This is a genomic window from Pauljensenia sp. UMB3104 (genome assembly GCF_030217285.1).
Classification (GTDB): domain Bacteria; phylum Actinomycetota; class Actinomycetes; order Actinomycetales; family Actinomycetaceae; genus Pauljensenia.
This window is the reverse complement of the sequence record NZ_JASONN010000001.1, coordinates 125,917-146,316: the sequence shown is the minus strand read 5'-3', so window position 1 is coordinate 146,316 and position 20,400 is coordinate 125,917. Positions and strand designations below refer to the sequence as shown.

Sequence of the window (20,400 nt, the reverse complement as noted above, 5' to 3'; positions counted from 1 at the left end):
GGTGAGCGAAACCCCCGTCATCCGCCAAGACAAGCCTTTCGAGGTCATCTCCCCCTACACGCCGTCGGGTGACCAGCCCAAGGCGATCCGAGAGCTGGCTGCGCGCATTCGCGACGGCGAGCAGGACGTCGTCCTCATGGGTGCGACGGGCACGGGCAAGAGCGCGACCACGGCGTGGCTCATCGAGGAACTGCAACGCCCCGCGCTGGTCCTCGAGCCCAACAAGACCCTCGCCGCCCAGCTCGCCGCCGAGTTCCGCGAGCTGCTGCCCAATAACGCGGTCGAGTACTTCGTGTCCTACTACGACTACTACCAGCCCGAGGCCTACGTCCCCCAGACGGACACGTTCATCGAGAAGGATTCCTCGATCAACGACGAGGTCGAGCGCCTGCGGCACAGCGCCACGAACTCCCTGCTCACGCGGCGTGATACCGTCGTCGTCTCCTCCGTGTCCTGCATCTACGGCCTCGGTACTCCCGAGGAATACGTGGCCCGTATGATCGAGCTCGAGCGGGGCATGATTATCGACCGTGACGCGCTGCTGCGTCGCTTCGTCGCCATGCAGTACGTGCGTAACGACATGGCGTTCACGCGCGGCACCTTCCGCGTGCGCGGCGACACGATCGAAATCATCCCGGTGTATGAGGAGCTCGCGATTCGCATCGAGATGTTCGGCGACGAGATCGATTCTCTCGCGGTGCTGCACCCGCTGACCGGCGACGTGATCGACCAGGTCGACCACACCTACCTGTTCCCCGCCTCGCACTATGTGGCGGGTGAGGAGCGCATGAAGAAGGCGATCGCCTCGATCGAGGACGAGCTTGACGACCGTCTCGCATGGTTCCGGGCGCAGAACAAGCTCCTCGAGGAGCAACGCCTGCGCATGCGCACGACCTTCGACCTGGAGATGCTCAAGGAAATCGGCTCCTGCTCGGGCGTCGAGAACTACTCGCGCCACATCGACGGGCGAGGCCCGGGCACACCCCCGCACACGCTCCTGGATTACTTTCCCGACGACTTCCTGCTCATCATCGATGAGTCCCACGTGACCGTCCCACAGATCGGCGCGATGTTCGAGGGCGACATGTCGCGCAAGCGAACCCTTGTCGACTACGGATTCCGCCTGCCCTCGGCGATGGACAACCGCCCGCTCAAATGGGATGAGTTCACGCAGCGCATCGGCCAGACCGTCTACCTCTCCGCGACCCCCGGCCCCTATGAGCTTGAGCGCTCGGACGGCGTGGTCGAGCAGATCATTCGTCCGACGGGCCTCGTCGATCCGCTCGTTGTCGTCAAACCCACCGAGGGACAGATCGATGATCTCCTCGAACAGGTGCGTCTGCGCGTTGAACGCGACGAGCGCGTCCTCGTCACCACCCTCACCAAGAAGATGGCCGAGGAGCTCACGACCTACCTGGCCGAGCGTGGCGTCAAAGTCGAGTACCTGCACTCCGATGTCGACACGCTGCGCCGCGTCGAACTGCTGCGCGAGCTGCGCCTGGGTACCTTCGACGTGCTCGTCGGCATCAACCTGCTGCGCGAGGGCCTGGACCTGCCCGAGGTCTCCCTCGTCTCCATCCTCGACGCCGACAAGGAAGGCTTCCTGCGTTCCACCCGTTCCCTCATTCAGACGATCGGCCGCGCCGCCCGAAACGTGTCCGGCGAGGTCCACATGTACGCCGACAACATGACGGATTCGATGAACGAGGCCATCTCCGAGACCATGCGTCGTCGCGAAATCCAGATCGCGTACAACAAGGAACACGGCATCGACCCCCAGCCACTGCGCAAGAAGATCTCCGACGTCACCGACATGCTGGCACGCGAGCAGGTTGACACGCAGACGTTGCTCGAGGGCGGATACCGCAAGGAGAAGAGCAAGCGGGAGCGCACTGACGCGACCGGTGGCGGTCGCGCCGTGACGTCGGGCCAGCGTGCCGAAGCTGAGCTCGCTGAACTCATCGAGGAGCTATCTGCCCAGATGATGACCGCCGCCCAGCACCTCCAATTCGAGGTCGCTGCTCGCTTGCGCGACGAAATCGAAGACCTCAAGAAGGAACTGCGTGCCATGAAGCGAGCACACTGAGCGTGCTTTTCGCCCGGCATGGTGAGACGTCGAAGGTAGCCCCGACCTCGTCTTGTGGGAGCAGTGCGCATCGTCAAGGCGACGGACGCCACTTGTCATGAATCACCGGACAGAGGCTGTGTCCGACTAGGATAGAGCTGTAAGCGGAGGGGAGTACTCCCACCAACAGTGGCGTCGTCATCACGACGGCCCGCCCACGCGGCGCGGCCTCCGGTGTCACTGGCCAGGTATTTCTGGCGGGAAGAGACCTCCGGTACCCGACTCGTACCGGAGGCACCCGTATGCACGTGCACGCGCTCGCCTGGATCGTCCTGGCGGCCATCATCCTCACCATGATCGGTGTCGACATCGTCGGCCACGTCCGTACCCCCCACGAACCCACTCTGAAGGAAGCGGCCTGGTGGTCGCTCGCCTACATCGCCATTGCCCTGATCTTTGGTGGCATTGTCTGGGCCTTGTGGGGGTCGGAATACGGCCAGGAATACCTCGGCGGTTACATCACCGAGAAAGCGCTCAGTATTGACAACCTCTTCGTGTTTGTCATCATCCTCTCCTCTTTCCGCGTGCCGCGTAAGAACCAACAGGAGGTCCTGCTGGCGGGCATCGTCATCGCCCTCGTGTTGCGGCTTCTTTTCATCCTGGCGGGCGCCGCGCTCATCGAAAACTTCTCGTGGGTCTTCTACCTTTTCGGCGCATGGCTGCTGTGGACTGCGATCAGCCAGGTCCGTGAAGGATCTGGCGACGATGATGATGAGGAGTATCGTCCGCCGTCGATCGTGCGCTGGGTGTCGAAGATTGTTCCGGTCACCGATGGGTTCATCGGTTCGCGTATGCTCTACCGTCACGGGGGTCGCACCTACATCACACCGATGCTCCTGTGCGTGATCGCGATCGGCACCGCCGACGTCATGTTTGCCGTCGACTCGATCCCCGCGATCTACTCGCTGACCTCCGAGGCCTACCTTGTCTTTGCCGCTAACGCGTTCTCGCTGCTCGGCCTGCGTCAGCTCTACTTCCTCATCGACGGCCTGCTGGATCGTATCGTCTTCCTCCACTATGGCCTCGCCGCGATTCTCGGCTTCATCGGTTTCAAGCTCATCAACCACGCTCTGCACACGAACGAGCTGCCCTTCATTAACGGCGGTCACGAGGTTTCTGCCATCCCCGAGCCATCGATCGCGTTCTCGCTCGGCTTTATCGTGGTGACAATTCTCGTCACGGTCGTTGCCTCTCTCGCGGTTTCTCGCAAACGGCGTGCGCGAGAAGAGCTTAGCTCGGCAGAGCGCTAAAATTTCCTCGTTAGATAGTTAAGAGGTACTCATGGTTGTTCATCCGTGGGCGTGGGGCATTCTCGCCCTCGTTGCCATCGGTTTGGTTGTGCTCGATTTCCTCGGGCATGCGCGTAATCCACACCCGCCCACGGCTGGCGAGGCCGCTCGCTGGACCCTGTTCTACGTTGGTTTGGCCGGCATTTTTGGTGTTGGCATCTGGCTGACCAACGGGTGGCTCTACGCCCAGGAGTTCTACGCGGGTTGGGCGATGGAATGGTCGCTGTCAGTCGATAACTTGTTTGTGTTTATCCTGATTCTGAAGGCCTTCCGGGTTCTGCGCGAGAATCAGCAAAAGGCGCTGCTGTTCGGCATTGTGATTGCGCTGCTGCTGCGCCTCGTGTTTATCCTGCTGGGCGCAGCCCTCGTTGCGCGCTTCTCGTGGGTCTTCTTCCTCTTCGGACTGTGGCTCCTGTGGACGGCGTTTTCCCAGATCAAGGAGACCATTACCGGTGGGGAAGACGATGAGGAGTACGAGGAGAATGCGTTCATTCGTATCGTGCGTCGCGTCCTGCCGATCACGGATGGTTTCATCGGCAACCGCATGCTGTATCGCCACGGTGGACACACTTATCTGACGCCGCTGTTCGTGGTTGTCTTGGCGCTCGGTTCTGCGGATCTGATGTTCGCCTTCGACTCTATTCCCGCGATTTTTGGCATCACCTCGCAGGCTTTCCTGGTGTTCGCGTGCAACGTGTTCGCGCTGATGGGCCTGCGCCAGCTCTTCTTCCTCGTGGATGCGCTGCTGGGCAAGCTCGTGTATCTGGGCTACGGCCTCGGTGTGATCCTGAGCTTCATCGGCATCAAGCTGATTCTCGAGGCTTTGCACACCAACACGATCCCGTTTATCAACGGTGGCCGGGGATTCGAGTGGGCGCCCGAGATTTCCGTGTCGGTGTCGCTGGGCGTCATCGTTGTCACCTTGGCGATCACAGTCGTCGCCTCGCTGGTGCGTACTGCCATGGATGAGGGGAGCGGCGGTGACCGTTGAGAACGTGAACATCGATGAGCGCGGCCTGAGTGCCGCTGAGGTGGCCGAACGTGTTGCGCGCGGCGCTGTCAACCGCGTGAAGGACCGCACCTCTCGGTCGGTGGCATCGATTATCCGTGAGAATGTGCTGACGTTGTTCAACGCGATCATCGTCGCGGCGTCGGTCATCGTTCTGCTCTTCGGAGACCTGCGCGACGGCATTTTCGGCGGCGTCATGATTATCAACGCCGTGATCGGTATCGTCTCTGAGCTGCGTGCGAAGCGCACCCTGGATTCCCTCGCGATCGTCGATGCCCCGCAGGCGACGGTTCTGCGCGACGGCACGCTGCACGTTGTCCCGGCGCGAGACGTTGTTCTCGACGACGTCATCGATCTGACGCTTGGTGACCAGGTGAGCGTGGATGGTACGGTGCTCTCCTCGGCAGGCCTTGAGATCGACGAGTCGCTGCTGACTGGCGAATCGCGCCCCGTCAAGAAGAAGCAGGGCGATCAGCTGCTGGCGGGCACGAGCGTCGTCGCGGGTTCGGGACGTATGGTTGCCACGGCGGTCGGCGAGCGGGTCTATGCTCAGGGTTTGTCTGAGCAGGCGCGCGCCTTTACGCGTACGGTCTCCGAGATCCAGACCTCGATCAACCGGGTGCTGCAGGTTGTCTCGGTGATGCTGCTCCCGATTGTCGTCCTCACGTTCTACTCGCAGAATCGCATTGCTGGCGGTCACGGGGGAGACTGGCGCGAGGCGCTCGTGCTGTCGGTTGCCTCGGTGATCGGCATGATTCCGCAGGGGCTCGTGCTGCTGACGTCCATGAACTTCGCGATCGGCTCGGCGACGCTGGCCCGCCGTGGCGTGCTCGTTCAGGAACTCCCGGCGGTTGAGGTACTCGCGCGCGTGGACTGCCTGTGCCTGGACAAGACGGGCACGCTCACCACCGGCGGTATCCGCGTGCATCGCGTCGAGGTCGTCTCTGGCGACGAGGCCGTGGTCCTTCGTGCGCTGGCGAGCGCCGCGAGCGACCGCACGAATGCGACCGCCGAAGCGATCTGGCAGCACCTGGGAGAAGCCGAGCAGGCCGGCGCCACCGAGCGCATCGAGTGGGCCGTCCCCTTCTCGTCGGCCCGTAAGTGGAGCGCGTGGGGGAGCGAGGACGCATCCTGGATCCTCGGTGCTCCCGAGTTCGTTATTGACGAGGCCTCGGATGACAACGCGCAGCTCCTGGCCACGGTGCGTGGCATCGCGCAGGAGGGCTCCCGCGTCGTCGCGCTGGTTCGCGCTGATGCGGCCGTCGTCAATGATGAGCTACCCGCCAACCGTGCGGTGGCTGCCCTTGTCGTGCTCGAGGAGGACCTGCGCCCCGACGCCGCTGAAACACTGGAGTATTTCCGTTCGCAGGACGTGCATGTGCGCGTCATCTCGGGTGACAATCCGACGACGGTCGGGGCGCTGGCCGCGCAGGCTGGCCTGACCGCCCCCGACGGGTCGCCCGCTCGCCTCATGGATGCGCGCGATCTGCCCGAGGACCTCACCTCCGAGGCGTTCATCGACGCGATCGAAAACCACGATGTGTTCGGGCGCGTGACGCCCGAACAGAAGCGTGCGATGGTCGGTGCCCTGCAGGCTCGTGATCACTGCGTCGCGATGACGGGCGATGGCGTCAACGACGCCCTTGCGCTCAAGGATGCCGACCTCGGTATCGCAATGGGCAACGGAACACAGGCCACGAAGGCGGTCGCCCAGATCGTCCTCGTCGACTCGAAGTTTTCCGTCCTGCCGGGTGTCCTGTCCGAGGGACGCCGCATCATCGCGAACATGGAGCGCGTGTCGTCGCTGTTCCTGGCGAAGACCACGTACGCGGCCGTGCTGGTCATCGTGACGGCTCTGGTCGGCTGGCGCTACCCGTTCCTGCCGCGTCAGTTCAGCTACATCGATTCGCTGACGATTGGTATCCCCGCGTTCTTCCTGGCCCTGTGGCCGAACCCGCGTCGCTACGTGCCGGGATTCCTCAAGCGCACGCTGTCGCTCGCGATGCCCACGGGCGTGATTCTTGCGGCGGCCGCCCTCACTGCCTTCGGCATTGTTGACGGCCCGCCGCAGTCGCGCGAGTCGACGGCCGCGATCCTCTCGCTCATGCTGGGTGCGATCTGGCTCCTCGTCATTACCTCACGACCGCTGTCGACCTGGAAGTGGATCCTGCTGGCGTGCGTCATCTCGGCTACGGTCGGTGGCGTTTTCATTCCACAGGTTCGTGGTTTCTTCTCGATGGTTGCACCCACCGGCCACGAGTGGCTCGTCATCGTGTGCGTCGGTGCCTGCGCCGCCCTCCTCATCGAGGTTGCTCAGCGCATTTTCTACGCGCACCAATTCAAGCGTTCCCTGGAGGGCTAAGCCAGAGTCGATACGAGTCGAGGCCGGTGTCGGGTGATAGACCCGGCCCCGGCCTCGTTCGTCTGTATTAGTCAGAACGCCCGGATCACGGGGTTCCACTCGCGGATGAGGCGCGCCTGGATGACCTCGGCGACGTAGAAGGGATCCTCGTTGAGGATGCGCTCAACGTCGGCCTCGCTCTCGGCGTTGATAAGGAGAAGTGCGCCGGGGATTTCGCCGACGAGGGGACCGGACGCGATGTTGATCCCCTGCTCGAGCAGGCCGGACAGGAACGCGCGGTGCGTCGGACGAACCTCGTCCATGGTCTCGGTCATCGACGGGTTGTAGACGTATTCAACTGCATAGTAAGCCATACGCATAACACTAGACCTGATCCCGGCATTTGCCTAGATGGCGGATAGTATCGAATGGTGCATGACAAGCTAATTATCCAGGGTGCTCGCGAACACAACCTCAAGGACGTCAGCCTTGAGCTGCCCCGCGACTCCATGATCGTCTTCACCGGCCTGTCCGGCTCGGGTAAATCATCCCTCGCCTTCGATACGATTTTTGCCGAGGGACAGCGCCGCTACGTCGAATCCCTGTCCTCCTACGCGCGCCAGTTCCTCGGGCAGATGGACAAACCCGACGTCGACTTCATCGAGGGTCTGTCACCCGCCGTCTCCATCGACCAGAAGTCGACGTCGCGCAACCCGCGCTCGACCGTCGGCACGATCACGGAGATCCACGATTACCTGCGTCTGCTCTACGCCCGCGCCGGTGTGGCTCACTGCCCTGAGTGTGGGGCGCGCATTCAGGCGCAGACTCCTCAGCAGATCGTCGACCGCGTGCGCACGATGGACGAGGGCACGCGCTTCCAGGTGCTCTCCCCGGTCGTGCGCGGCCGTAAGGGCGAGTATCAGGACCTCATCGACGAGCTGCGCTCCGAGGGCTATACGCGCGCGATCATCGACGGTGAGATGGTCCGCCTCGAAAACGCCCCTAAGCTGGAGAAGAAGCTCAAGCACACAATCGAGGTTGTTGTTGACCGCCTCGTCGTGCGCGAGGGCATGCGCCAGCGCCTGACCGATTCCGTCGAGACCGCGCTGCGGCTCTCCGACGGCCTCGTCGTCATCGACTGTGTTGACCTGGACGCCGATGATCCGGAGCGCCGTCGCCGCTTCTCCGAGAAGCGTGCCTGCCCCAACGACCACCCGCTGATGCTCGACGAGATCGAGCCGCGTACCTTCTCTTTCAACGCACCCTATGGTGCCTGCCCGGATTGCTCGGGCCTCGGCTTCCGCCTGGAGGTTGACCCGGAGCTGGTCGTGCCCGACGAGGAGCTCTCCCTCGCCGACGGCGCGGTCATCCCCTGGAACTCGAACTTCAAGTACCACAAGAAGCTTCTCGAATCCCTCTCCAAGGAGCTGGGCTTCGCGATGGGGACGCCCTGGAAGTCGCTGCCGAAGAAGGTCAAGGACGCTGTCCTCTACGGCAAGGACTACGAGGTCACGGTGAAGTTCCGCAACCGCTGGGGGCGCGAGCGCTCCTACACGACCGGCTTCGAGGGCGCGGTCAACTACATCGAGCGCAAGCGCGAGGAGACCGAGTCGGCTGCCGTGTCCGAGAAGCTCGACTCCTACATGCGTGAGATTCCGTGCCCGACGTGTCACGGGGCCCGTCTGCGCCCCGAGGTCCTAGCCGTTCGCATCGGGGATAAGTCGATCGCCGAGCTCTCCGACATGTCGATCTCTGATGCCCGCGAATTCCTCGCGAACGTCGAGCTCGAGCAGCGAGCACGTTCGATCGCCGCGCCCATCCTCACCGAGATTGAGGCGCGCCTGGCCTTCCTCGTGGACGTTGGTCTGACCTACCTGACGCTCTCCCGCGGTGCTGGCACGCTGTCGGGTGGCGAGGCGCAGCGAATCCGTCTGGCGACGCAGATCGGCTCCGGCCTCGTCGGCGTCCTGTACGTGCTCGATGAACCGTCGATCGGCCTGCACCAGCGAGACAACCGCAAGCTCATCGCGACGCTTGAGCGCCTGCGCGATCTCGGCAACACGCTCATCGTCGTCGAACACGACGAGGAGACGATGGAGGCGGCCGACTGGATTGTCGACATCGGTCCCGGCGCGGGCGAAACCGGCGGCTGGGTCGTCCACTCGGGCCCGCTGGCCGAGCTCCTGAAGAACCGCAAGTCGCTGACCGGCCAGTACCTGTCGGGTAAGCGCCGTATTCTCCTGCCGCCAACGCGACGTCCGGTCGACAAGAAGCGCGTCGTGACCGTCAAGGGGGCGCGTGAAAACAACCTGAAGAACGTCGATGTGTCCTTCCCTCTCGGTGTCCTGACTGCCGTGACCGGTGTGTCCGGTTCCGGTAAATCGACGTTGGTCAACGGCATCCTGTACCGCACCCTGGCCTCGCGCCTCAACGGTGCGCGCATGGTGCCCGGCCGCCACCGAACGATCACGGGCATCGAACAGCTCGACAAGGTCGTGCACGTGGACCAGAGCCCGATCGGCCGTACGCCGCGTTCGAACCCGGCGACCTACACGGGCGTGTGGGACCAGATCCGCAAGCTGTTCGCCGAGACGCAAGAGGCGAAGGTGCGCGGCTACGGTCCCGGTCGATTCTCCTTCAACGTCAAGGGCGGCCGCTGCGAGTCCTGTAAGGGCGACGGCACCCTGAAGATCGAAATGAATTTCCTGCCCGACGTGTACGTGCCCTGCGAAGTGTGCCATGGCGCCCGCTACAATCGCGAGACCCTCGAGGTCGAGTACAAGGGCAAGACCGTCGCCGACGTGCTCGACATGCCGATCGCGGAGGCCGCTCAGTTCTTCGCGCCGATCTCGCGCATTGCCCGCCACCTCAACACGCTCGTCGAGGTGGGCCTGGGCTACGTGCGCCTCGGCCAGAGCGCCACGACCCTGTCGGGCGGCGAGGCCCAGCGCGTGAAGCTGGCCTCCGAGCTGCAGCGACGCTCGACCGGCCGCACGGTGTACGTGCTCGATGAGCCCACGACGGGCCTGCACTCCGAGGACATTCGTAAGCTCCTCTTGGTGCTGCAATCCCTGGCCGACAAGGGCAACACGGTGATTGTCATCGAGCACAACCTGGATGTCATCAAGAGTGCCGACTGGATCATCGACATGGGTCCGGAGGGCGGCGCTGGAGGCGGCACGGTCGTCGCGCAGGGCACGCCCGAAGAGGTCGCGACGGTCGAGGAATCCTTCACCGGCCAGTACCTCGCCGAGGTTCTCGCGAAGGAGGCCGCGCGCGACGCAGCTGCCCAGTAGCCAGAGCGGTTAGGATGGGCCTTATGCTTCCCGGTTACCGCTATTTCGGCCACATGTACTACTGGCCAGCATGGGTCCACCTCATCGTCATTGCGCTCATGGGCGTCGCTGCGGCGCTCACTATCGCCGCGCTCATGGCACGCGGGGTCGGTCGATCGCGAGTCTTCGGCCTAAGCTGTGGCTTCGTGGCGGGTATCGGAAACCTGAGCCTGTGCGTTCTCGTGCAGGCGGAGGCCCGGCACACGTGGCATATGGGTATCGTGGGCGCGCTCTATACGGTCGCGTTCGTCTTCTTACTGATGACCCTCGTGTCTCTGTGGAGCGGCGGTTCGAGCGGTTTCCTGTGGTCGCGAGCCTTCCACCTGTTCCTGGCGGTCGCGATGGCGATCGCCGGCATCATGGAGTTTGCCTACCGTCTGGCGTACTGGATTCCGCTGCCCGTCGCGGGCGTCGCTGTCCTGCTTGCTCTCTTCTGCGCATTCGTCGCCGGTCGCAACAGCCGGGATTAGGAGGCGTCAACGCACGAAGTGGCCCCGACCTCGTCTATGAACGAGGCCGGGGCCGATCTCTCCTCATAAATGCTTGTAGTTTCTTTGTTGGTAGTGAGCAACTAGTAATAGGGGAGCGTTGGTGTCTAGTGCAGATACTGCGATGCAGTTGTTGCCATGTTTACTTGGTGTCAAATGTTAAAAATCTGCTCATGCTACTGTCGGCAGCCTCGTAGTTTGCTTAGTTTTAAGAGAAAAACTACAAGTCCGTTTTGGACTGATGTTTGTTAGTTGTGGTCCAATTTGGGACTGTGAAGGATCTTGTCTGTGGATAGCAGAAGGTGATGTAGTTGGCATTGAAGATGAGTGTAAACATGTGACACGCCGAGAGGTTCGGTGCTTGACTTCTGCCGCGGATCGTACGCTGGGGGAGATGGTCGAACATCCGTTCGACTATTTCTTCACCGAAAGGAACAGAACAATGTCCGAAGTTCATTCATCAATCAGTGGTCCAGGCGTAGGAATCGCCTGGATCTTTCTACTAGGGTCCATCGGCGCGTTCTTTGCGTACGCGCCGAAGAGTCAGGCGGATGTTGATTGGCGCCCTGGACTAGTCTTGCTCAATCCGATGATAGGAGCGATCAGCGCCATCTCTCTCGGCTATCGTATGCAGGCTGGGTGGTGGGTTCCGATTCTCCTCGCTGCAGTTTCTGCATGCCTTGCAGCCATTGTGCTTTGGGGCAATGAGTACCGCTGCGCATCGGTATGGACCTGGTTCATCGCTTTTTTCAACATTACGTCAATCTATCGGATTGCCTTCGAGAAGCAAGCTTGGCTTCTGTGGCTTCTGGGGGTCAGCGCTCAGATTGTGGTGTTTGTATGGCTGTGCATCGCTGTCTACCTAAGTTACAGAGAGACTGTTGCTACCTGGCTTCGAGAAGTCTTCTTTGAATTCATGCGGCCCCGACCTCGTCTATGAACGAGGCCGGGGCCGCTTTGTTGGTTCAGAATCCCCAGGTGAGTGGCCGGTTTACTCCTGGTTCTTCGCGGCCTCGCCCGACGCGTAGAGGGCGTCGACCTCGTCGGCGTAGTCGGCCAGGACGCGGCGGCGCTTGAGCTTGAGGGAGGGCGTCATGTAGCCGTTCTCCACGGTGAAGGCAGCGTTGACGATGCGGTAGCGGCGGATCGACTCGGCGCGAGAGACCGCCTGGTTGGCGCGGGCGATCGCCTTCTCCAGCGATTCTCGTACCTCGGGTAGGTTCGCGGCCTGCGCGGCATCCACGACGGGCAGGCCGTGTGTTGCCAGCCACTCGGGCAGCATCTCCGTGTCCAGGGCGATGAGCGCGCCGATGTACGGGCGGTTGTCGCCGACCACGATGATGTTCGCGATGAGCGGGTGCGTCGACAGGGACTCTTCGAGGACCTCGGGGGAGACGTTCTTGCCACCCGCGGTGACGATGAGCTCCTTCTTGCGGCCCGTGATCCGCAGGTGCCCGCGGTCGTCGATGGAGGCGAGGTCGCCGGTCTTGAACCAGCCGTCGACGTATGCCTCGGCCGTGGCCTCGGGCAGGTGGTGGTAGCCCTTCGACACGGAGATGCCCTGGACGAGGAGCTCGCCGTCGGGAGCGATCTTCATGCGGTTGCCGGGCCAGGGGAAGCCCACCGAGTCCGGCGGGAAGTCCTGCGGCGTCTCCACGGAGATCGGGCCGGTCGTCTCGGACAAACCGTAGCCCTGCAGGAGCGTGATGCCCAGGCCGCGATAGAAGTTTGCGAGGTCGAGGGCCAGGGGAGCGCCACCCGAGATGATCGTGTGCAGGTTCGGGCCCAGGATCGCGCGGACCTTCGACAGGACGAGCGCGTCGGCGACGCGTCCGCGCAGCTTGAGCGCGGTCGACGGGCCGGGGGACGGCATCGCCGAAGCATCGGGAATGGGTGTCGTGTCGGGGCTGGGACCAGCGACTGCAGACTCGGGCAGGGGAGAATCGACGTAGGCGGTGGCCTTGGACAGGGCGCGCGCCTGCTTGGCAGCCCACGCGAACATCCGGCCCTTCATGCCGCCGCCGGCCTTCGCGGCCGCGGCGTTGTAGACCTTCTCCATGACCCGCGGAACCACGAGGAGCATCGTCGGCTTGAAGGTCGCGATGTCGTTGACGAGGTTGCGTGTGTCGGGGGAGAACGCGGTGACGCCCTGGCCCGCAAGCAGGCAGTACATAACGAAACGCGCGAGCACGTGGGCGACCGGCAGGAAGAGCAGAGAGCGCGACTTCGGGTCGTTGATGAGGAGAGGCAGGAAGTCGTAGGCCTGCAGCATCGGCGAGATGAAGTTGCCGTGCGTGAGCACGACGCCCTTGGGCATGCCGGTCGTGCCGGAGGTATAGATGACCGTCGCCTCGTCGCTCAGCTTCACGGCGTCGGTGCGCTCACGCACCTGCTCGACGCTCACGCCCTGAGCGGCGGCCGTCAGGACGCGCTCGGCACCCCGGTCCAGGGAGAGGATATGGCGGACACCCTCGGTGCGCACGGATTCGACCAGCTCGGCCTGCTGCGTGGTGGCAGTAATGACGATACGCACGTCGGCGTCGGCCAAGATGTGCGCGATCTGCGAAGCCGAGTCCGTCTCGTAGATGGGTACGGTGATGGCGCCGCACGACAGCGCGGCCACGTCAATGAGTGCCCACTCGTAGGAGGTGGGGGCCAGGATCGCCAGGTGCTCGCCGGCCTCGAGGCCGATACCGATGAGGCCACGCGCAAGCGAGTCGGCCTCGCCTAGGAAGGTTTCCATCGTGACCGGGCGCCACGCGCCGACATTGGAGCGGCGCTCGATCGCGACCTGCCCGGGGTGAGACGCCACTCGCTGGTGGAGCATTTTCGGCAGGTTCATGTCCTCGGTGGCTTCTCGCGTTGCGATCGACTCCCAAGAGCCGTCGGCGAGCCTGCGTACCGTCATTGCGGTCCTTTCGTGGGGTGGGCGTTGTGCGCCCTGCGTGGTGGGATCAGTTCTTCTTGCCGCGGCCGAAAAGTCCGCGCTTCTTGGGTGCCTCGGTGGAGACCGGGCCGCCGTACAGGGCGTCGATCTCATGGGCGTAGTCGGTGATGACCTTGCGGCGGCGTAGCTTCATCGACGGTGTGACGTAGCCATTTGCGACCGTAAAGGTGGCGTCGATGATGCGGAACTTACGGATCGACTCGGCGCGGGAGACGGCCTTGTTGGCGCGCTCGACGGCCTTCTCGAGAGACTCGCGGACGGCGGGCAGCTCGGCGGCCTCGGTAGGTGAACACTGCGGCAGGCCGTGCTTGGCCAGCCAGTCGGGCAGCATGTCGGCGTCGAGGGTGAAGAGTGCGCCGACGTAGGGGCGCTGATCGCCGACGACGATGACGTTCGCGATGAGCGGGTGCGTGGCCAGGGAATCCTCGAGGACCTCGGGGGAGACGTTCTTGCCGCCCGCGGTGACGATGAGTTCCTTCTTGCGGCCCGTGATGGTTAGCTGGCCCTTGCGGTCGACCGAGCCCAGGTCACCCGTGTGGAACCACTTGCCGTCGGGCATGACCTCGGCGGTCTGCTCGGGCAGGTGGTAGTAGCCGGGCATGACGGACTGGCCGCGTACCAGGATCTCACCGTCCTTGGCGATCTTGATGAAGTTGCCGGGCAGGGGCAGGCCGACGCCGCCGACGGGGTTCTTGCCGATGTGCTGGACGGCGATTGGGCCGGTCGTCTCGGACAGGCCGTAGCCCTGGATGAGGGTGATGCCCATGCCGGCGTAGAAGTGGGCGAGGTCGGTGGCCAGGGGTGCGCCGCCGGAGACGATGTAGCGCAGGTTGGGTCCCAGGACCGAGCGGATTTTCTTGAGGACGAGCGCGTCGGCGATGCCGTGGCGCATCTTCTTGAACAGGCCGGGGCCGAAGGTCTTCTCGGAGGCCATGGAGAAGGTGCGTGCCTGCTTGGCGCTCCACGCGAACATGCGGCCCTTGATGCCGCCGCCCGCCTTGGAGGAGGCTGCGTTGTAGACCTTCTCGAGGACGCGGGGGACGACGAGGAGCACGGACGGCTTGAAAGCCTGGATGTCCGGCAGCAGGTTCTTGATACTGGGAGAGAACCCGAGCACACCCTGGCCGGACAGGATGACGTGCATGACGAGGCGGGCGAGCACATGGGCGACGGGGAGGAAGAGGAGCAGGCGTGTCTCGGGGGAGTCAATCACCTCGCCAAGGACCTGGCGCGCACCTTGCGCAGTGGCCACGAAATTCGCGTGCGTGAGGGCGACGCCCTTGGGGTTACCGGTCGTCCCCGAGGTGTAGATGATGGTCGCGATATCCGAAGACGAGATGGTGGCGCGGCGCTGCTCGACGTTCTCGATGGTGATGCCGGTGGCGGCGCGGGCGATCATGCGCTGTGCGCCGCGATCGAAGGAATCGATGGCAACGGTGTGTCCGGGGGCAACCGAGTGCACGAGCTCGGCCTGCTGCGTCGTGGCCGTAAAGACGCGGGTCACGTGTGCGTCGGTGAGGATGTGCTCGATCTGGGCGGCTGAGTCGGATTCGTAGATCGGGACGGTGATCGCGCCGATCGAGAGCAGCGCGAGATCGAGGAGGAGCCACTCGTACGAGGTCGGGGCCAGGATTGCGACCGCGTCACCTGCCTGCACGCCGAGGCCGATGAGGCCACAGGCGGTGTACTCGACCTGACGCTGGAGCTCGCCGGCGGTCAGAGAACGGGTGGAGCCGACGGAGGAACGCTGCTCGACGCACACCTGGTGCGGGTGGGTGAGGGCCCGCTTGGCCAGCATGTCGGGCACGATGTCATGGTCGCCGACCTTGTACGTCGGCTTGATCGTGTACGAGCCATCGCGCATGCGCTTCATCGTGTCCTCCCGGGTATCGGTTCAAAGACTGAACAACAGGTCCGTTGTGAGTCTACTGGGTATGGCGCGGCCCCCGCCCCATAATCGGGGCGGGGGCCGCTGAGTGACGATTAGATCACAGGTCGTAGTAGAGCTGGTACTCGAAGGGGTGCGGGTAGGCACGCATCGGGGCGACCTCGTTGGTCTCCTTGTATTCGAGCCAGGTGTCGATGAGGTCCTGCGTGAAGACGTCGCCCTCGGTGAGGAACTCGTGGTCCTCGCGCAGTGCGTCGAGGGCGGCCTCGAGGGAGCTCGGCAGCTTCGCGATGTCCTGGTACTCGGCCGGGGGCAGCTCGTACAGGTCCTTGTCGATCGGCGCGGCCGGCTCGATGCGGCGCTTGATGCCGTCGATGCCCGCCATGAGGCACGCGGAGAACGCCAGGTAGGGGTTCGCGCTCGGGTCCGGCACGCGGTACTCCACGCGCTTGGCCTTGGGGGATGTGCCCGTGACGGGGATGCGGATGCACGCGGAGCGGTTGCGCGCCGAGTACACGAGGTTGATCGGAGCCTCAAAACCGGGAACCAGGCGTCGGAAGGAGTTCACCGACGGGTTCGTGAAGGCGAGGAGCGCGGGCGCGTGCTCGAGCAGACCGCCGATGAACCAGCGGGCCGTGTCGGACAGGGAACCGTAACCGCGCTCGTCGTAGAAGAGGGGCTCGCCATTCTTCCACAGCGACATGTGGGTGTGCATACCCGAGCCATTGTCACCGAACAGCGGCTTGGGCATGAAGGTCGCGGAATGGCCGAACTCAAGGGCGGCGTTCTTAATGACGTACTTGAACTTCATCATGTCGTCGGCCGCAGTCTGCAGCGTCGCGAAGCGGTAGTTGATCTCCTGCTGGCCGCCCGAGCCGACCTCGTGGTGGGCGCGCTCAATCGTCAGGCCGACCTCCTCAAGGAGGCGGCTCATCTCGTCGCGCACGTCGGCGTACTTGTCGGCGGGGGAGACGGGGAAGTAACCGCCCTTGACGGCCACTTTGTAGCCCATGTTGCCGCCCTCTTCGACGCGACCGGTGTTCCAGTACGCCTCGGGCGAGTCGACGGAGAAGAAGGTGTTGTTCGGGGTGACCTGGTAGCGCACGTCGTCGAAGAGGTAGAACTCTGCCTCGGCGCCGATGAAGCACTCGTCCGCGATCCCGGTCGAGCGCAGGTAGGCCTCGGCCTTCGCGGCCACCTGACGCGGGTCGCGAGAGAAGGGCTCGTCAGTGAAGGGGTCGACGATCGAGAAGTTGACGACCAGGGTCTTGCGATCGCGGAACGGGTCCACGAACGCGGAGGAGATGTCCGGGATGAGCTTCATGTCGGACTCGTGAATCGCGGTAAAGCCGCGCACCGAGGAGCCGTCGAACATCAGGCCGTCCGACAATGCGGCGTCCAAGAATTCGCTCACGGGGATCGTAAAGTGCTGCTGAACCCCGGGGACGTCGCAGAAGCGCACGTCGACGAGTTCAATGTTCTGCTCGGAGATAAAGTCTGCGACCTCTTGAGTGGAGGTGAACATGAACGTCCTTCTTAGTGGGAGAGCTGTACTCATTGGTCAAGAATGGGTCAATTCGTAACCAAGACCAGTATATGCCTACAGGTGGCGAGCGCGCGTATTGGTTTCAATATTCAAAGGTTTCATGACATAGAGCACGCCCGCGGTGGGCATCGGGCGCACCCAGCCCCGGCCTCGTACCCTGGGAGCGTGGCTGATCCTTCGACGTACCGACCCCGCACGGGAGATATTCCGACCTCGCCGGGCGTCTACCGATTCTCCGACCCGCAGGGCCGCGTCATCTACGTCGGCAAGGCCAAGAACCTGCGCAATCGCCTGACGAACTACTTCCAGGACCTGGCGAATCTGCATCCGCGCACCCAGCAGATGGTGACAACCGCGAGCGCCGTCCAGTGGACCGTTGTGCGCTCCGAGGTGGAGGCGCTCACGCTGGAGTTCACGTGGATTAAGGAATTCAATCCGCGCTTCAACGTCATGTTTAAGGACGACAAGTCCTACCCGTACCTGGCGGTGTCGATGGGGGAGCGTTTCCCCCGGGTGCAGGTCACGCGTGAACGCAAGCGCGCGGTGTCGCGCTACTTTGGTCCGTACACGCAGGTGTGGGCGATTCGCGAAACGATCGATCAACTCCTGCGAGTGTTTCCGATGCGCTCATGCTCGGCGGGCGTGTTCCAGCGGGCGAAGGCGCAGGGACGTCCGTGCCTGCTCGGCTACATCGATAAGTGTGCGGCGCCGTGCGTGGGCCGTATTTCGATGGAGGAGCATCGCGAGCTCGCCGAAGGGTTGTGTCAGTTCATGGAGGGTCGTACGGGGCCCGTCATCCGTGACCTGGAGGAGCAGATGCGCCAGGCGTCGGCGGAGCTGAACTTCGAGCGTGCGGCGAAGCTGCGCGATGACGTCAAGGCGCTGCGCACGGTGCTGGAGCGCAACGCGGTCGTGCTGGATGATGGCTCTGACGCGGACGTATTCTCCCTCGTCAGCGACGACCTGGACGCGGCGGTACACGTCTTCCACGTGCGCGGTGGGCGCATCCGAGGCACGCGCGGCTGGGTGATTGAGCGCGTGGACGGTGCGGACGATGCCGCGCTCATGGCTCGCCTCCTCGAGCAGGTGTACTCGTCGGCGTCGACAGACGAGGCCGGGGCCGGGAAGGCCGCCAAGGTAGCGGCCGTGAGCGTGGACGATGTCGCGCACACGCCCACATCGGCGATTCCGCGCGAGGTGCTCGTTTCCGTCGAGCCCGAGGAGAAGGAGACGATTGCGCGCTGGCTGAGGGAGGTGCGCGGCGCGTCCGTGTCCGTGCACGTTCCCAAGCGCGGTCCAAAGGCTCAGCTCATGGAGACGGTGACCGAGAATGCCCGGCAGGCCCTGGCTCTGCACCGCACGAAGCGGGCGGGCGACATTACGGCGCGCTCGAAGGCACTCGAACAGCTCGCCGAGAACCTTGATCTGCCGGCGGCACCTCTGCGCATCGAGTGCTACGACGTGTCGCACACAGGCGGTGAGAACCAGGTTGCGTCGATGGTGGTTTTCGAGGACGGTATGCCTCGCAAAGACGCCTACCGCACCTACAACATCCGCGGCGAGGACGGCAGTGGGACGCCAGATGATACGAGCGCGATGAACGAAGTCCTCACCCGACGCTTCTCGCGACTGCTGGCCGAGGAAGCGGGCGTCGAAGGCGAAGACGAGGACGGCGTCGCCTATGCGTCCGGTCCCATCGACGCGACGACGGGGCGCCCCAAGCGCTTCTCCTACCGCCCCGATCTGGTTGTGGTCGATGGTGGCCTCCCGCAGGTGAATGCCGCGCGAGCCGCTCTGGACGCCGTGGGTGCGGACGTGCCCGTCGTCGGGTTGGCAAAGCGCCTGGAGGAGGTATGGATCCCAGGTGACGAGTTCCCTCTCATCCTGCCGCGCACGTCGGAGGCCCTCTACCTTCTGCAGTACCTGCGCGACGAGTCCCACCGCTTCGCAATCACGAAGCACCGCAAGCGCCGTTCGAAGGCCCAGCGTCGCTCGGTCCTCGATTCCGTCCCAGGGCTTGGACCTGCCCGTCAGGCCGCGCTCCTGAAACATTTCGGCTCCGTTAAGCGGATCCGCGAGGCATCCGTGGAGGACATTGCCGAGGTCAAGGGCGTGGGACTCGGTCTCGCGCGCACGATTCGCGATAGGCTTGCGACATCGTCGAGGGAGGACACACCATGACATTGACGCTTCCCGTGCCGCTGCCGGCGCGCGTGCTGCTGCTTGGATCGGGCGAACTCGGTAAGGAAGTGACGATCGCTCTGAAGCGCTACGGATGCACCGTCATCGCATGTGACTCCTACCCGAATGCCCCCGCCATGCAGGTTGCGGACGAGTCGCGCGTTGTCGATATGAGTGACCCCGAGGCCTTGCGTGACGTGCTCAACGGCGTCGATGTCGACCTTATCGTTCCCGAAGTGGAGGCCATCGCGACGGACGAACTGAGTGCATGTGAGGATCGCGGCGTGCGCGTCGTTCCCAACGCTTTCGCCGTCCAGGCCACGATGGACCGCCAGCGCATCCGCACGCTCGCTGCGTCCCTGTCCGGCGTGCGCACCTCCGCATTCCGATTCGCACGCAGCGAGGCCGAGCTGGCTACCGCCCTCGACGAGGTCGGATACCCCGCCTTCGTCAAGCCGACGATGTCCTCCTCAGGGCACGGCCAGTCCCGCGTGACAGGACCCGAGCAAGCCGCCTCCGCCTGGGCCCACGCAGAGGAAGATGCCCGCGCGACGACGGGCGTCGTCATCGTCGAAGAAGGCGTCGACTTCGACTACGAGATCACGCTGCTCACCGTGCGCTCCTGGGACGCGGCATCGGGCACGGTGACGACCAGCTTCTGCGCGCCCATCGGGCACCGCCAGGAGGGCGGTGACTACGTCGAATCCTGGCAGCCCATGGCCATGAGTGAGGCCGCCCACGACGCCGCCCGTTCGATGGCCAAGGCCGTCACAGACGCCCTCGCCGAGGCCGGAAACGGCCCGTGCCTGGGCATCTTCGGCGTCGAGTTCTTCGTGCGCGGCGATGAGGTCTGGTTCTCCGAGCTCTCGCCCCGACCCCATGACACCGGCATGGTGACGATGGTGACGCAAGCACAGTCCGAGTTTGAACTGCACGCCCGCGCGATCCTGGGCCTGCCCGTCTCGACGACGCAGAAGACGCCCGGTGCCTCTGCCGTCGTCAAGTCGACCAGCGCCATCGACGTCCCCGTCTACAACGGCGTGGCCGACGCCCTGGCCACCGCCGACATCGTACGTATCTTCGGCAAGCCGATCAGCCGCGCCGGCAGGCGCGTCGGCGTGGTCGCCGCCACCGCAAGCACGCCGAAGGAAGCACGAGTCATCGCCAGACGCGCCGCCGCAGGTATCTCCATCGACGAGGCCCCCGCGCCTTGCGCGTAACCGCTCCCACCCACCAGCCCAGCCCACCCGT

13 protein-coding genes are annotated in these 20,400 nt (G+C 64.0%); 9 read left to right on the top strand and 4 right to left on the bottom strand.

Annotated features, from left to right (window positions below; translation table 11 throughout):
• Position 1: 1 nt before the first annotated feature.
• The 4 genes from uvrB (at position 2) to QP415_RS00650 (ending at position 6,785) form a co-directional block, all read left to right on the top strand.
• Positions 2-2,086: an excinuclease ABC subunit UvrB gene (uvrB, locus tag QP415_RS00665; RefSeq protein WP_016461716.1), complete on the top strand. Its 2,085-nt coding sequence runs from the start codon at positions 2-4 to the stop codon at positions 2,084-2,086.
• Positions 2,087-2,367: 281 nt separating this feature from the next.
• Positions 2,368-3,375: a TerC family protein gene (locus QP415_RS00660; RefSeq protein WP_285097915.1), complete on the top strand. Its 1,008-nt coding sequence runs from the start codon at positions 2,368-2,370 to the stop codon at positions 3,373-3,375.
• A gap of 31 nt (positions 3,376-3,406) precedes the next feature.
• A complete protein-coding gene (locus tag QP415_RS00655) occupies positions 3,407-4,405 on the top strand; it encodes a TerC/Alx family metal homeostasis membrane protein (RefSeq protein ID WP_285097912.1) in 999 nt (332 codons plus the stop codon).
• Entirely contained in the window at positions 4,395-6,785 is a 2,391-nt protein-coding gene (locus tag QP415_RS00650; protein WP_285097910.1) for a cation-translocating P-type ATPase, read from the top strand. The genes QP415_RS00655 and QP415_RS00650 overlap by 11 nt, the downstream gene beginning before the upstream one ends.
• Before the next feature lie 71 nt (positions 6,786-6,856).
• On the opposite strand, the gene QP415_RS00645 is transcribed toward QP415_RS00650, so the two are convergent.
• Positions 6,857-7,138 carry a YciI family protein gene (locus QP415_RS00645; protein WP_034475661.1) on the bottom strand — a complete coding sequence of 94 codons (282 nt, stop codon included), beginning with the start codon at positions 7,136-7,138 and terminating at the stop codon, positions 6,857-6,859.
• Between the two features lie 57 nt (positions 7,139-7,195).
• On the opposite strand from QP415_RS00645, the gene uvrA reads away from it, so the two are divergent.
• From uvrA to QP415_RS00630, 3 genes are all read left to right on the top strand, one after another.
• A complete protein-coding gene (uvrA, locus tag QP415_RS00640) occupies positions 7,196-10,060 on the top strand; it encodes an excinuclease ABC subunit UvrA (RefSeq protein WP_285097904.1) in 2,865 nt (954 codons plus the stop codon).
• Positions 10,061-10,074: 14 nt separating this feature from the next.
• On the top strand, positions 10,075-10,569 hold the full coding sequence (locus QP415_RS00635; protein ID WP_285097901.1) for a polysaccharide transporter: 495 nt from the start codon (positions 10,075-10,077) through the stop codon (positions 10,567-10,569).
• A 412-nt stretch (positions 10,570-10,981) separates the two neighbouring features.
• A complete protein-coding gene (locus tag QP415_RS00630) occupies positions 10,982-11,527 on the top strand; it encodes a hypothetical protein (RefSeq protein ID WP_285097899.1) in 546 nt (181 codons plus the stop codon).
• A gap of 51 nt (positions 11,528-11,578) precedes the next feature.
• Here the strand turns inward: QP415_RS00630 and QP415_RS00625 are convergent, their stop codons facing one another.
• From QP415_RS00625 to glnA, 3 genes are all read right to left on the bottom strand, one after another.
• Complete coding sequence (locus QP415_RS00625) at positions 11,579-13,495, bottom strand: AMP-dependent synthetase/ligase (RefSeq protein ID WP_285097897.1); 1,917 nt, start codon at positions 13,493-13,495, stop codon at positions 11,579-11,581.
• A 46-nt stretch (positions 13,496-13,541) separates the two neighbouring features.
• Positions 13,542-15,407: an AMP-dependent synthetase/ligase gene (locus QP415_RS00620; RefSeq protein ID WP_285097895.1), complete on the bottom strand. Its 1,866-nt coding sequence runs from the start codon at positions 15,405-15,407 to the stop codon at positions 13,542-13,544.
• A 115-nt stretch (positions 15,408-15,522) separates the two neighbouring features.
• The gene (gene glnA / locus QP415_RS00615) at positions 15,523-16,947 is read right to left on the bottom strand and encodes a type I glutamate--ammonia ligase (RefSeq protein WP_016461707.1); all 1,425 of its coding nucleotides are present in this window, start codon (positions 16,945-16,947) and stop codon (positions 15,523-15,525) included.
• Positions 16,948-17,133: 186 nt separating this feature from the next.
• Here glnA and uvrC point away from each other — a divergent pair, with 186 nt between their 5' ends.
• Together uvrC and purT are read left to right on the top strand one after the other, a co-directional pair.
• Positions 17,134-19,149 (top strand): excinuclease ABC subunit UvrC, encoded by a 2,016-nt coding sequence (uvrC, locus tag QP415_RS00610; RefSeq protein WP_016461706.1) that lies wholly within the window; start codon positions 17,134-17,136, stop codon positions 19,147-19,149.
• A complete protein-coding gene (gene purT, locus QP415_RS00605; RefSeq protein WP_285097889.1) occupies positions 19,146-20,369 on the top strand; it encodes a formate-dependent phosphoribosylglycinamide formyltransferase in 1,224 nt (407 codons plus the stop codon). Before uvrC ends, purT begins: the two co-directional genes overlap by 4 nt.
• Positions 20,370-20,400 lie beyond the last annotated feature (31 nt).

Bases quoted from the DNA above. Each gene is read 5' to 3' on its own strand.
- QP415_RS00660 (WP_285097915.1), top strand. From the start codon at position 2,368: ATGCACGTGCACGCGCTCGCCTGGATCGTCCTGGCGGCCATCATCCTC.
- QP415_RS00655 (WP_285097912.1), top strand. From the start codon at position 3,407: ATGGTTGTTCATCCGTGGGCGTGGGGCATTCTCGCCCTCGTTGCCATC.
- QP415_RS00645 (WP_034475661.1), bottom strand. From the start codon at position 7,138: ATGGCTTACTATGCAGTTGAATACGTCTACAACCCGTCGATGACCGAG.
- QP415_RS00635 (WP_285097901.1), top strand. From the start codon at position 10,075: ATGGGCCTTATGCTTCCCGGTTACCGCTATTTCGGCCACATGTACTAC.
- QP415_RS00630 (WP_285097899.1), top strand. From the start codon at position 10,982: ATGGTCGAACATCCGTTCGACTATTTCTTCACCGAAAGGAACAGAACA.
- QP415_RS00625 (WP_285097897.1), bottom strand. From the start codon at position 13,495: ATGACGGTACGCAGGCTCGCCGACGGCTCTTGGGAGTCGATCGCAACG.
- QP415_RS00620 (WP_285097895.1), bottom strand. From the start codon at position 15,407: ATGAAGCGCATGCGCGATGGCTCGTACACGATCAAGCCGACGTACAAG.
- glnA (WP_016461707.1), bottom strand. From the start codon at position 16,947: ATGTTCACCTCCACTCAAGAGGTCGCAGACTTTATCTCCGAGCAGAAC.
- purT (WP_285097889.1), top strand. From the start codon at position 19,146: ATGACATTGACGCTTCCCGTGCCGCTGCCGGCGCGCGTGCTGCTGCTT.